Raw genomic sequence first — 12,391 nt, 5'->3', positions numbered from 1 at the left:
CCGCCGTCGGACCGCCACCGGCCGCTTGAGCCGGTCGCCGTCCCGCGGAGGCCGACGGCCGTGAAGGAGCCCGGTCGGGCGGGCCGGGTGCGTCAGGCGCCCGCCGGGACGGGCGCCGGGGTCGCGGTGGCCGCCTGCTCCAGTGCCTCCAGGCGCTTGATCATGCGGCGGACGATCAGCAGCGGGATCACGCCGAAGACCCCGAAGGACATGTCGATCAGGCTCCACCAGAACGGGATGTCGCGGATCGGGCCGCAGATCAGGGCGAGCGGGATGATCCCGGCGCAGGCGATCATGCCGAACTCGATGACCCAGATGTTGCGGACCGGGTCGCGGTAGGGGCCGTAGAAGGCGACCGCGATGACCAGGTGGGCGAAGGCCAGCCAGTCGGTGCCGTACAGCATGAAGGGCTGCTCGCGATCGACGGTGTCGAGCCCTTCGCGGACCCGGGTGATCCACTCCATCAGACCGGGAAGGTGCTCGGGGACCGGGGAGGCCGAGGCGCCCAGCAGGTCCTCGGCCCAGCGGAGTTCGGTGACGAGCGGGAAAGCCGTGAGCCCGCTCAGCACCAGACAGACGATGAAGAACACCAACCACCTGCGTATACGCCGCGTGAGGGCGTGTCGCTCGCTCATGTCCGCAGCGTACGCCCGCATTTGCCGCCCCTTCACGGCACCCCCGCCAGGGCTTCACAAGCCGACGATGGAGTTCCACTTCTTGGCGAAGTCCATCCGCTCCCCGGAGGTGATGTCGCGGGCGATGGCGAGCCGCTCGCGCATCGCGCCGTCGGGGAAGATCAGCGGATCCTCGGCGAGTGCGGCGGTCTCCGCGTTCTTCGAAGAGGCCAGGACGTCCCGGGCGGCGGGCACGGGGCAGACGTAGTTGACCCAGGCGGCCAGTTCGGCGGCGACCTCGGGGTCGTAGTAGTGGTCCACCAGGCGTTCCGCGTTGCGCTTGTGGCGCGCGAGGTTGGGGATCATCAGGGACTCCGCCCACAGTTCGGCGCCTTCCTCGGGGACGACGAACTCGATGTCGGGGTTGTCGGCCTGGAGCTGGATGACGTCGCCGGAGTACGCCTGGCAGGCGAGCACGTCGCCGGTGGCGAGGTCCTTGATGTAGTCGTTGCCGGTGAAGCGGCGGATGTGCTTCGAGCGGACCCGTTTCCGTGTCTGCTCGCAGATCTCGTGGAAGTCGTCGGCCGTCCAGCGGGTGATGTCGACGCCGTTGCCCTGCATCAGCAGCGCGAACGACTCGTCGAGTCCGGAGAGCAGGGTGACCCGGCCCCGGAGGTCGTCCGCCCACAGGTCGCCGGTGGACCGGATCTCGCGGCCGAGCCTCTTGCGGTTGTAGGCGATGCCGGTGATCCCGGACTGCCAGGGGACGCTGTGGCGCCGGCCCTCGTCGAAGGCGGGAGAACGCAGCAGGGGGTCGAGGTACTCGGCGACGTTCGGCTGCTTGGCGCGGTCCATCTCCTGGACCCAGCCGAGCCGGACGAAGCGGGCGGCCATCCAGTCGCTGATGACGATCAGGTCGCGGCCGGTCTCCTGGTGGTTCATCAGCGCGGGGCTGATCTTCCCGAAGAACTCGTCGTTGTCGTTGATCTCCTCGGTGTACGTGACGGAGATCCCGGTCCGCTTCGAGAAGGCGTCCAGGGTGGGCCGCCGCGACTCTTTGTCGTCGTCGGTGTCGATGTAGAGCGGCCAGTTGGCGAAGTGCAGGGTGTGATCGGTGGCGGAGCTGTCGCGGCCGGCCCGGTCGCCGGGCTCGACGTAGGCCGCGGGCACCCCGCAGCCGGCCAGGGTGGCGCCGGCCGCTCCCGCCCCGAGGGCACGCAGCAGGGAACGGCGGGACATGGGATTCTTGCTGATCGCTCGCACTCGCGCAGAATGCCGGTCGCCGGTCGCGCGGACAATGGACCAAGCGTCCAGCGGGGCGGGTCCGCCCCGCACACCTTGTACAGCCTGCCCCGCACGCCTTGCACGGCGGGGCACGGGAACGGCCCCGGACCGAAGTCCGGGGCCGTGCACGACCGGCAGCGGAGCCGTCAGTCCTCGATGGAGGTCATCACGTGCTTGATGCGCGTGTAGTCCTCGAAGCCGTACGCGGAGAGGTCCTTGCCGTAGCCGGACTTCTTGAATCCGCCGTGCGGCATCTCGGCGACCAGCGGGATGTGGGTGTTGATCCACACGCAGCCGAAGTCGAGGTTCTTGGACATGCGCATGGCGCGGGAGTGGTTCGTCGTCCACACCGAGGAGGCGAGCGCGTAGTCGACGCCGTTGGCGTAGTCGACGGCCTGCTGCTCGTCGGTGAAGGACTGGACGGTGATGACGGGGCCGAAGACCTCGTTCTGGATGATCTCGTCGTCCTGCTTCAGGCCGGAGACGACGGTCGGCGCGTAGAAGTAGCCCTTGTCGCCGACCCGGTGGCCGCCCGCCTCGACCTTGGCGTGGGCGGGGAGCCGCTCGATGAAGCCGCTGACCTGCTTCAGCTGGTTGGCGTTGTTGAGCGGACCGTACGCCACGTCCTCGTCGTCCGGCTGCCCGGTCTTCGTGTCGGCGGCGGCCTTGGCGAGCGCGGTGACGAACGCGTCGTGGATCGACTCGTGGACCAGGACGCGGGTGGCGGCCGTACAGTCCTGGCCCGCGTTGAAGAAGCCCGCCTCGGAGACCCCCGCGACGGTCTTGGCGATGTCGGCGTCGTCGAAGACCACGACGGGCGCCTTGCCGCCGAGCTCCAGGTGGACGCGCTTGACGTCCTTGGCCGCGGACTCGGCGACCTGCGTGCCCGCCCGTACCGAACCGGTGATGGAGGCCATCGCCGGGGTCGGGTGCTCGACCATGGCGCGGCCGGTGTCCCGGTCGCCGCACAGGACGTTGAAGACGCCCTTGGGCAGGATCTGCCCGATGATCTCGGCCATCAGCACGGTCGACGCCGGGGTGGTGTCGGACGGCTTGATGACGACCGTGTTGCCCGCGGCGAGCGCCGGGGCGAACTTCCAGACGGCCATCATCATCGGGTAGTTCCACGGCGCGACCTGGGCGCAGACGCCGACCGGCTCGCGGCGGACGATGGAGGTCAGGCCCTCCATGTACTCGCCGGCCGAGCGGCCTTCGAGAAGTCGTGCGGCCCCCGCGAAGAAGCGGATCTGGTCCACCATCGGCGGGATCTCTTCGCTGCGGGTCAGACCGAGCGGCTTGCCGGTGTTCTCCGACTCCGCGGCGATCAGGTCCTCGGCCCGCTCCTCGAACGCGTCCGCGATCTTCAGCAGAGCCTTCTGGCGCTCGGCGGGCGTGGTGTCGCGCCAAGCGGGGAAGGCCGCCGCGGCGGCCTCCATGGCGGCATCGACGTCGGCCTGACCGGAGAGCGGCGAGGTCGCGTAGACCTCTTCCGTCACCGGGCTGACCACATCGATGGTCCGCCCGTCCGCGGCGTCCCGGAACTCTCCGTTGATGTAGTTGCGCAGACGGCGCACCTCGGTGGTCACAACCACCCCTCCTGTCGGCTGTCCGATGGGTGAGACGTCCACCCTAATCGTTCCGGTGACGCTTTCGACATACCCACCCGCCCGCAACTTCGGATTCAGTCATATCCAGGCGTCCAGACAACGAATTTCATCGATCTGGGGTTGCGAGACAGACGAGGAGCGGTGCATGGTGGGTGCGTGGCCAGTCGCAGCGCAGACTCCAGGACCGGGAACGGATCACCGCCAGCGGTCGATGCCGTCTCCCTCGCAATCATCCAGCAGCTCCAGGAGGACGGACGTCGTCCGTACGCCGCGATCGGCAAGGCCGTCGGCCTCTCCGAAGCGGCTGTGCGCCAGCGCGTCCAGAAGCTGCTCGACCAGGGCGTCATGCAGATCGTCGCCGTCACGGACCCGCTCACCGTGGGGTTCCGGCGTCAGGCGATGGTCGGCATCAATGTCGAGGGCGACCTCGACCCGGTGGCCGAAGCCCTGTCGGCCATGGCCGAGTGCGAGTACGTGGTCATGACCGCGGGCTCCTTCGACCTGATGGTGGAGATCGTCTGCGAGGACGACGACCACCTGCTGGAGATGATCAACAAACGCATCCGGACCCTTCCCGGAGTGCGCTCCACCGAGAGCTTCGTCTACCTCAAGCTCAAGAAGCAGACCTATATGTGGGGAACCCGATAGCCGTGAGCAAGGACCTCAGCCGAACCGCGTACGACCACCTGTGGATGCACTTCACCCGCATGTCGGACTACGAGAACGCGCCCGTTCCCACCATCGTGCGTGGCGAGGGAACGTACATCTTCGACGACAAGGGCAAGCGCTACCTGGACGGTCTCTCCGGCCTGTTCGTGGTCAACGCCGGTCACGGTCGTCACGAGCTCGCCGAGACGGCGTACAAGCAGGCCCAGGAGCTGGCCTTCTTCCCGGTGTGGTCCTACGCCCACCCGAAGGCCGTCGAGCTGGCCGAGCGTCTCGCCGACTACGCCCCGGGCGACCTCAACAAGGTCTTCTTCACCACCGGTGGCGGCGAGGCCGTCGAGACCGCGTGGAAGCTGGCCAAGCAGTACTTCAAGCTCAAGGGCCAGCCGACCAAGTACAAGGTCATCTCGCGTGCCGTCGCCTACCACGGCACCCCGCAGGGCGCGCTGTCCATCACCGGCCTCCCGGCCCTGAAGGCCCCCTTCGAGCCACTCGTCCCCGGCGCGCACAAGGTGCCGAACACCAACATCTACCGCGCCCCGCTCTTCGGCGACGACCCGGTGGCCTTCGGCCGCTGGGCCGCCGACCAGATCGAGCAGGAGATCCTCTTCGAGGGCCCCGAGACCGTCGCGGCCGTCTTCCTGGAGCCCGTGCAGAACGCGGGCGGCTGCTTCCCGCCGCCGCCCGGCTACTTCCAGCGGGTCCGCGAGATCTGCGACAAGTACGACGTGCTGCTCGTCTCCGACGAGGTCATCTGCGCCTTCGGCCGGCTCGGCACCATCTTCGCGTGCGACAAGTTCGGCTACGTGCCGGACATGATCACCTGCGCGAAGGGCATGACCTCGGGCTACTCCCCGATCGGCGCCTGCATCGTCTCGGACCGGATCGCGGAGCCGTTCTACGAGGGCGGCAACACCTTCCTGCACGGCTACACCTTCGGCGGCCACCCGGTCTCCGCCGCGGTGGGCATCGCCAACCTCGACCTCTTCGAGCGCGAGAACCTCACCCAGCACGTCCTCGACAACGAGAACGCCTTCCTGACGACGCTGCAGAAGCTCCACGACCTGCCGATCGTCGGCGACGTCCGCGGCAACGGGTTCTTCTACGGCATCGAGCTGGTGAAGGACAAGGCCACCAAGGAGACGTTCACCGACGAGGAGACCGAACGCGTCCTGTACGGCTTCCTCTCCAAGGCGCTGTACGACAACGGCCTTTACTGCCGGGCCGACGACCGCGGCGACCCGGTCATCCAGCTCGCGCCGCCGCTGATCTCCGACCAGTCGACGTTCGACGAGATCGAGGGCATTCTGCGGGCCGTCCTCACGGAGGCCTGGACGAAGCTCTGACCGGCACCAGGCCCCCCGGCTGATCGCCCACCGGCGGTCATTTCATACGCTTCTCCGGCCCGGATACGCCCCTTCGAGTGACAAGGGGCGTATCCGGGCCGCGTGCTGTGCGCCCACACCGGTCCGGCTATCTACGGTGCCGAGTGACCGATCGGCCGCGTCTTCGTTCCCCCGTACGGGGGAACGGGAAATCTGACCTGAACCGAGGTGTACGCCATGGTGGCCCCGCCGGACAACGACGTGATCTGGGCGCGTTCCCTGCACCACTCCCACAACGGATCGCCCGGTCTCGGCGGTGTCTCCCTCGGTGTCCGGGACGCCGAGATCCTCGCTGTGACCGGGCCGCGCGGCAGCGGGAAGACCACGCTGCTGCACTGTCTCTCCGGCCGGCTGGTGCCCCAGCAGGGCGAGGTCTGGTTCAACAGCGTCCCCGTCCACACCATGACCCCCCGGGTCCGCGAACAGCTGCGCCGGGAGCGCTTCGGCTGGATCGCCTCCGACCCGGAGCTGGTGCCGGAGCTGACCGTCTGGGAGAACACCGCGCTGCCCCTGCTGCTGCGCGGCGTCTCGCACCGCGCCGCCCGGAAGACCGCCACCGAGTGGCTGGAGCGCCTGGACATCGCCGCGTTCGCCAAGAAGCGGCCGCACGCGCTCCTCCAGGCGCAGCGCCAGCGGGTCTCGGTGGCCCGCGCCCTCTGCGGCACACCGAAGGTGATCTTCGCCGACGAGCCCACCGCGACCCTGCACCGCGCGGAACGTACCCAGGTGCTGCGCACCCTGACCACGGCGGCCCGTTCGCACGGCATCACCGTCGTGCTGGCGACGCACGACGCCGAGGTCGCCGCGCTCGCCGACCGGGCCGTCCCGCTGCTGGACGGCCGCCGCGTCGCCACCGGTACCGTGCCCGCGAAACCGGAAGCGGAGGGCCGCGCGGCGTGCTCGCTCTCCGTCTAGCCCGCGGGTCCCATCCCCTCGTCCTGGCCCGGCGGCTCCTGGTGGCCGCCGCCTCGGCCGGCGTCGGGTTCCTCCTCCTGTGCGCCCTCGGGTACGCCGCCGCGCACCCGGCGTCCGCCGGTTCGGTGCTGCGGCTGCTGTGGTGCTTCGTCCCGCTGGCCGCCACCGTGCAGTTCGCCGTGGCGGTGGCGCGGGCCGACCCGAGCACCCGGCCCCGGCCGGGCCTCTCCTCCGTGGGCCTCGGCCCGGTCCGGCTGTCCGCGCTGGCCGCGGTCTCCACCGCCGTCTCCACCACGCTCGGTTCCATGGTGGCCCTGCTCTTCTTCCTGCATCTGCGCGGCGATCTCACCGGCATGCCGTTCGACGGGGGCGCCGCGGAGTTCCTCGGCGCGGGCAGCCCGCTGCCCCTGGCCGCCGCGCTGATGCTGCTGGCGCTCGTACCGGTGGCCGCGTCGACGGCGAGCGCGCTGGCGCTGCGGACGCGGCCCGATCCGGCCCGGGACACCTTCGGCTCCGAGGAACTGCCGGAGCCCGCACCCGCCCCGGCCGGACTGCCCTGGGGCGTGGCGCTGACGGCTGCCGGACTCGCGGTCGAGGCGATCGCGTCACGGGGCCCTGCGGGGAGCGCGTTCCCGCTGCCCGGACGGTACGACTCCACCCCGGTGGCGGTCCTTATCGGGTGGACGCTCACGGCGGTCGGCCTGGCGATGGCGGGGCCGAGCCTGACCCATCTGTGCGGGCGGGCGCTGCAGGCCGTGCGCCCCGGCGCCGTACGGCTGCTGGCGGGGCGGGTCCTGATGGACGAGGCGCGCCGGATCGGCCGCCCGCTCGGGGTCGTCTGCGCGGTACTGTCCGCCGTGATCGCCGCTTCGGCACTGTACGGGGGCGACGAGCGCCCGTACGGCCCGCTCACCGCGCTCGGCGCGGTCCTGGTCCTCGGCTGTACGGCGGCGACGCTGCTGACCTCGGCGCTGGAGGCCAAGCACGCCCGCGCCCACACGGTCGAGGTGCTGCTCAGGATGGGCGCTCCGGCCGCCACGCTGCGCCGGGCGACGGCGCTGCGGGCGGGCGCGCTGCTGGTCCTGTTCGCCCCGCTGACGTGGGTGATCGCGCAGTTGGCGGCGCTTCCGCTGACGAAGTGAACCGCCGGCGGCTCCCTTCCGGAGGTCTTGGGACGGGGATCCGGCGGGCTCAGGGATGGGTGGCGAGCCGGGCGGCCAGGGCATCGAAGAAGGCCTCCCAACCGTCCTCCGCCGCCGCGTACTGCTCCGGCGTGAGGTTGCCGCCGCGCTGCTGGAAGGCCAACTCGGTGGTCCCGTCGCCGAGGTCGCTGAAGGTGACGGTGACGATCTCGCCCTCGGCGTCCTCGGGCGCCGAGGCGTCCTTGAGCGTGAGGACGAGACCGTCGGGCTCGCTCACCTCGCGGTAGATCCCGTGGAAGGGCATCTCCACTCCCGGCATCACGATGACCAGGCTCCACGCGCCGCCGGGCCGTACGTTCATCGCCACCCGGTCCAGGGGGACGTCCGCCTCTCCCCCGTACCAGGCGGCGAAGTCCTCCGGTGAGGTCCAGGCGGCGAAGACGCGCTGCTGCGGGGCGTGCAGGACGCGGGTGAGGTCGATGCCCTCGCGGGTGCCACCGGTCATGATCACGGTCCTTGTCCGATCCGGCCGTCCCGCGGGGCCGGATCGCCGGCCGCGGGATTGTCCGCCTCCAGCTTGCCCGGCCCGCCGCCCCCCTGCCACGCGTCGGTGAGGGGGCGGCAGTCCCGCGAGGGTGTCGTGAGTCCTTCTTCCTCCACCACGCCACGCGGGCGCAGCGCGCCGGAGGGTGTATGCCGTCCCCTGCCCGGGACCGTACGGCGTCCCGCCCCTCCTGCCGTACTGCTTCGCACGCCGCTTCGGGGCCGGGGCCCCGGGCGTGCGGGCGGACGCCGGGCGAGGGCCGTAGCGGTCGGCCGGGCCCCGACAACCAGGACGGGCGGCGGAAGCGGGGCGGCGGCGACGGCTCACCCCATGGCGGCGACCGCTCCCCCCCCCTGCCGGCGACCGCTCGCCCTGTCACTCCGCCGCCAGCACCACCGTCTCCGCCGCGTCGAAGCGGACGCCCACGACCGCACCCTCGTCCGGGGTGTCCCGCAGGGCGCACTCGGCCTCCAGCACCGGCGCGTTCTCAGGTATCAGCCGTACGGTCACGTGGTTGCCCCGGAAGGTGCGGACGCCGACCGTGCAGCGCAGACCGTCCTCGGGAGCGCCGATCAGGACGCCGGCGGGCCGGACCAGCAGATCCATCTCACCCTGCGGGGAGCCCTCGGGCACCGGCACCTTGCCCCAGGCGGTGGCGGCGGCCGGGCCGGTCACGGTCGCCGGAGTGACGTTGTCGAAGCCGAGGAAGCGAGCGACGAACGCCGAGGCGGGACGCTGCCAGACGTCCAGCGGGCCGCCCTCCTGAGCGATCCGGCCGTCCCGCATCACGACGACCCGGTCGGCGAGCGCGAACGCCTCGCCCTGGTCATGCGTGACGGCCAGCACGGTGGTGCCCAAGTCCTGGAACAGGGTGCGCAGTTCGACGACAAGGCGTTCGCGGAGGCTGCGGTCGAGCTGGCCGAGCGGCTCGTCCAGCATCAGGAGCTTCGGGCGCGGGGCGAGCGCGCGGGCCAGGGCGACGCGCTGCTGCTCACCGCCGGACAGCGCGGCGACCGCGCGGCGTTCGGCGCCGGGCAGACCGACCAGCTCCAGCAGCTCACGCACCCGGTGCTCGGCCTCGGCCCGCCCGACGCCGTGCATCCGGAGCCCGAAGGCGACGTTGGCGCCGACGTCCCGGTGCGGGAAGAGCTGGTGGTCCTGGAACATCAGGCCGAGGCCGCGCCGGTGCACCGGGACGCCTCTCTGGTCCTGTCCGGCCAGCAGGACCCGGCCGCCGTCCATGGGCTGGAGCCCGGCGACGGCCCGGAGCAGGGTGGACTTCCCGCTGCCGCTGGGACCGAGCAGGCAGACGATCCGGTGGTCGGCGACCTCCAGGTCGACCGCGTCCAGCGCCGTCCGCTTCCCGAACCGCACGGTGGCTTCCCGCAAGCTCAGCATGTCGTTCAGAACTCCCCGGATCGGTCGGTGCGGATACGTTCGAGGAGCAGCAGCGACACCGCGCACACCAGCATCAGGATCGTGCTGAGGGCCATCGCCTGCCCGTAGTTGAGCTCCCCCGACCGGCCCAGCAGCCGGGCCACGGCGACCGGCAGGGTCGGGTTGTCCGGCCGCGCGATGAAGACCGTCGCGCCGAACTCCCCGAGGGAGACGGCGAAGGCGAAGCCCGCCGCGACCAGCACAGCCCGCCGCACCAGCGGCAGATCGACCTCCCGCCAGGCCCGCAGCGGGGAGGCCCCCAGCACGGCGGCGGCCTCCCGCAGCCGGTCGTCGACCGCGCGCAGCACGGGCAGCATGGTCCGTACGACGAAGGGGACGCCGACCAGCGCCTGGGCCAGCGGGACCAGGATCCAGGAGGTGCGCAGGTCGAGCGGCGGCTCGTCGAGAGTGATCAGGAAGCCGAAGCCGACGGTGACGGCGGACACCCCGAGCGGCAGCATCAGCAGCGCGTCGAAGCCGCGGACCAGCGGCCCGGCCCGCCGGGTCAGGGCCGCCGCCGCGAGCCCGCCGACGACGAGCGCGATGAGCGTCGCGACGAGCGCGTACCGCAGGGAGTTGCCGACGGCCTCCAGCGGCGGGACCAGGAAGGTGGAGGAGCCGCCGGACCCGGCCGACTGGAGGGCCCGGTAGTAGCCGAGGCCATACCCGCCGGATCCGTCGAAGGAGCGCTCCACCAGCACCCCCAGCGGCAGCAGGATCAGCAGCAGCGCGGTGAGGAGGACACCGCCGAGCAGTGCCCACTGTCCGGGACCGCGCGGCCGACGAGACGTCTGGCCCGGGTCGACGAGCTTCAGCGCCCGCTCCCGGCGGCGTACGGTCGCGGCGTGCACGGCGAGGATCGCGCCGACCGCGGCGAACTGGACCAGGCTCAGCACGGCGGCCGTCGGCAGGTCCAGCAGTTGTGCGGTCTGCCGGTAGATCTCCACCTCCAGGGTGGAGTAGGCGGGTCCGCCGAGGATCTGTACGACGCCGAAGGAGGTGAGGGTGAAGAGGAAGACCATCAGCGCGGCGGCGGCGACGGCCGGGGCGAGCGCGGGCAGCGTCACCCGGCGGAAGGCGGCGAACCGTCCGGCGCCGAGCACCCGGGCGGCCTCCTCCTGCCGGGGGTCCAGCTGGGACCAGAGACCGCCCACCGTCCGTACGACCACGGCGTAGTTGAAGAAGACGTGGGCCAGGAGGATCGCCCACACGGTGGTGTCCAGGCGGACGCCCCACAGTTCGTCGAGGAGCCCGCCCCGGCCCAGCAGCGCCAGGAACGCGGTGCCGACGACGACGGTGGGCAGCACGAACGGCACCGTGACGACCGCCCGCAGCAGTTGCTTGCCGGGGAAGTCGAGCCGGGCGAAGGCATACGCCCCGGGCAGGGCGATCAGCAGGGTGAGCGCGGTCGAGGCGAGGGCCTGCCAGGTGGTGAACCAGAGGACGTCGAGGATGTCGGGCCGGGCGAGCACGTCGCCGATCCGCCCGAACTGCCAGTCGCCCCCCGCCTTGAGCCCGCGGCCGACGATCGCGGTCACGGGATAGGCGAAGAACAGCCCGAAGAACGCCACGGGCACGGCCATCAGGCCGAGCCGCAGCGCGGCCCCGCGCCGCCCGGGCCCACGGCGGGCCCGGGCGGCCTCGGCGGTCTTCGCCCCGGGCTCTACTTCAGGACCAGCGACTGCCACGACTGGATCCACTGCTCACGGTTGGCGGTGATCTTCTCGGGCGCGACGGTGGGAGGCGTGTCGATCTTCTCGCCGAACTTCGTGAACAGCTCGGGGAGGGCCGCGTCCTCCACGACCGGGTTCACGAACATGTTCAGCGGCATGTCCTCCTGGAACGTCTTGCTGATCATGAAGTCCAGCAGTGCCTTGCCGCCCGCCTCGTTCTTCGCCCCGGTCAGCAGCCCCGCGTACTCGGTCTGCCGGAAGCAGGTACCGGTGGCGACCCCGGTGGGGGCCTCCTTCGGCTGCGGGTCGGCGTAGAGCACCTCGACGGGCGGGCTGGAGGCGTAGCTGACGACGAGCGGCCGGTCGGCGTTGGCCTTCTTGCCGCCCGCCGAGCCGGAGAACTCCTCGTTGTACGCCTGCTCCCAGCCGTCGACGACCTTGACACCGTTGGCCTTCAGCTTCTTCCAGTACGCCTCGTAGCCGTCCTCGCCCTGGGCGGCGATGGTGCCGAGCAGGAAGCCGAGGCCGGGCGAGGAACTCGCGGCGTTCTCGGTGACGAGGAGGTTCTTGTACGCGGGCTTCAGCAGGTCGTCGAAGGTCTTCGGCGGGGCGAGCTTCTTGTCGGCGAAGTACTTCTTGTCGTAGTTGACGCAGATGTCGCCGGTGTCGACGGGCGTGACCCGCTTCTTCTCGTCCATCTGTGTGTCCGCCGCGACCGTGTCCAGGCCCTTGGCCTCGTACGCGGTGAACAGGCCGTTGTCGAGGGCGCGGGAGAGCAGGGTGTTGTCGACGCCGAAGAAGACGTCGCCGCGCGGGGAGCCCTTGGTCAGGATCTCCTGGTTGAGCGCGGCCCCGGCGTCGCCGCTCTTGAGGATCTCGACCTTGTAGCCGGTCTCCTTCGTGAACGCCTTCAGCACCTTGTCCGAGACGTTGAAGGAGTCGTGGCTGACCAGGGTGACGGTCTTGGAGCCGGTGCCCTTGGACGCCCCGGAGCCCGCGGAGCCGTCGTCTCCGCAGCCCGCGAGCACGGTGACGCCGAGAGCGGCGGCGAGTGCGGTCGCCGCGTACTTCGTGGTGGTGTTCATGTGATTCCTCCTGGAGATGACCAGGAAGAGACGCGGCCC

Annotated in this window: 11 protein-coding genes; 4 read left to right on the top strand and 7 right to left on the bottom strand. The window is 71.0% G+C overall.

What is annotated here, in order from left to right:
• Positions 1-92: 92 nt before the first annotated feature.
• The 3 genes from ACH4RG_RS10520 to ACH4RG_RS10510 all read right to left on the bottom strand — a co-directional run bounded on the left by ACH4RG_RS10520 (position 93) and on the right by ACH4RG_RS10510 (position 3,484).
• Positions 93-635, bottom strand: coding sequence for a hypothetical protein (locus ACH4RG_RS10520; RefSeq protein ID WP_397923924.1), 543 nt, complete (start codon positions 633-635; stop codon positions 93-95).
• Between the two features lie 54 nt (positions 636-689).
• Positions 690-1,853: a spermidine/putrescine ABC transporter substrate-binding protein gene (locus ACH4RG_RS10515; RefSeq protein WP_398539352.1), complete on the bottom strand. Its 1,164-nt coding sequence runs from the start codon at positions 1,851-1,853 to the stop codon at positions 690-692.
• Between the two features lie 191 nt (positions 1,854-2,044).
• Positions 2,045-3,484 carry a gamma-aminobutyraldehyde dehydrogenase gene (locus tag ACH4RG_RS10510; RefSeq protein ID WP_397923928.1) on the bottom strand — a complete coding sequence of 480 codons (1,440 nt, stop codon included), beginning with the start codon at positions 3,482-3,484 and terminating at the stop codon, positions 2,045-2,047.
• 177 nt (positions 3,485-3,661) lie between these two features.
• Between ACH4RG_RS10510 and ACH4RG_RS10505 the strand changes: the two genes are divergently transcribed.
• The 4 genes from ACH4RG_RS10505 to ACH4RG_RS10490 all read left to right on the top strand — a co-directional run bounded on the left by ACH4RG_RS10505 (position 3,662) and on the right by ACH4RG_RS10490 (position 7,613).
• Positions 3,662-4,153 carry an Lrp/AsnC family transcriptional regulator gene (locus ACH4RG_RS10505; protein ID WP_228923198.1) on the top strand — a complete coding sequence of 164 codons (492 nt, stop codon included), beginning with the start codon at positions 3,662-3,664 and terminating at the stop codon, positions 4,151-4,153.
• Positions 4,138-5,517, top strand: a complete 1,380-nt coding sequence (locus ACH4RG_RS10500) for an aspartate aminotransferase family protein (protein ID WP_397923930.1) — start codon at positions 4,138-4,140, stop codon at positions 5,515-5,517. The genes ACH4RG_RS10505 and ACH4RG_RS10500 overlap by 16 nt, the downstream gene beginning before the upstream one ends.
• A 216-nt stretch (positions 5,518-5,733) precedes the next feature.
• Positions 5,734-6,471, top strand: coding sequence for an ABC transporter ATP-binding protein (locus ACH4RG_RS10495; RefSeq protein WP_397923932.1), 738 nt, complete (start codon positions 5,734-5,736; stop codon positions 6,469-6,471).
• On the top strand, positions 6,453-7,613 hold the full coding sequence (locus ACH4RG_RS10490) for a hypothetical protein (protein WP_397923934.1): 1,161 nt from the start codon (positions 6,453-6,455) through the stop codon (positions 7,611-7,613). Before ACH4RG_RS10495 ends, ACH4RG_RS10490 begins: the two co-directional genes overlap by 19 nt.
• A gap of 49 nt (positions 7,614-7,662) precedes the next feature.
• Here ACH4RG_RS10490 and ACH4RG_RS10485 read toward each other — a convergent pair whose 3' ends face one another.
• The 4 genes from ACH4RG_RS10485 to ACH4RG_RS10470 form a co-directional block, all read right to left on the bottom strand.
• Complete coding sequence (locus ACH4RG_RS10485) at positions 7,663-8,118, bottom strand: SRPBCC domain-containing protein (protein WP_398163132.1); 456 nt, start codon at positions 8,116-8,118, stop codon at positions 7,663-7,665.
• 414 nt (positions 8,119-8,532) lie between these two features.
• The gene (locus ACH4RG_RS10480; protein WP_397923936.1) at positions 8,533-9,555 is read right to left on the bottom strand and encodes an ABC transporter ATP-binding protein; all 1,023 of its coding nucleotides are present in this window, start codon (positions 9,553-9,555) and stop codon (positions 8,533-8,535) included.
• A 5-nt stretch (positions 9,556-9,560) separates the two neighbouring features.
• Positions 9,561-11,177, bottom strand: a complete 1,617-nt coding sequence (locus ACH4RG_RS10475; protein WP_398163158.1) for an ABC transporter permease — start codon at positions 11,175-11,177, stop codon at positions 9,561-9,563.
• An 80-nt stretch (positions 11,178-11,257) separates the two neighbouring features.
• Positions 11,258-12,352, bottom strand: a complete 1,095-nt coding sequence (locus ACH4RG_RS10470) for a thiamine ABC transporter substrate binding subunit (protein ID WP_397923938.1) — start codon at positions 12,350-12,352, stop codon at positions 11,258-11,260.
• Between the last annotated feature and the right edge of the window lie 39 nt (positions 12,353-12,391).

The organism is Streptomyces sp. NPDC021019 (assembly GCF_044333295.1).
Lineage (GTDB): Bacteria > Actinomycetota > Actinomycetes > Streptomycetales > Streptomycetaceae > Streptomyces.
Note: the sequence above shows the minus strand (reverse complement) of the source record. Positions and strands in the feature narration are given on the sequence as shown.

Coding starts and splice junctions, on each gene's coding strand:
- ACH4RG_RS10495 (WP_397923932.1), top strand. CDS start 5,734: ATGGTGGCCCCGCCGGACAACGACGTGATCTGGGCGCGTTCCCTGCAC.
- ACH4RG_RS10515 (WP_398539352.1), bottom strand. CDS start 1,853: ATGTCCCGCCGTTCCCTGCTGCGTGCCCTCGGGGCGGGAGCGGCCGGC.
- ACH4RG_RS10520 (WP_397923924.1), bottom strand. CDS start 635: ATGAGCGAGCGACACGCCCTCACGCGGCGTATACGCAGGTGGTTGGTG.
- ACH4RG_RS10485 (WP_398163132.1), bottom strand. CDS start 8,118: ATGACCGGTGGCACCCGCGAGGGCATCGACCTCACCCGCGTCCTGCAC.
- ACH4RG_RS10470 (WP_397923938.1), bottom strand. CDS start 12,352: ATGAACACCACCACGAAGTACGCGGCGACCGCACTCGCCGCCGCTCTC.
- ACH4RG_RS10475 (WP_398163158.1), bottom strand. CDS start 11,177: ATGGCCGTGCCCGTGGCGTTCTTCGGGCTGTTCTTCGCCTATCCCGTG.
- ACH4RG_RS10480 (WP_397923936.1), bottom strand. CDS start 9,555: ATGCTGAGCTTGCGGGAAGCCACCGTGCGGTTCGGGAAGCGGACGGCG.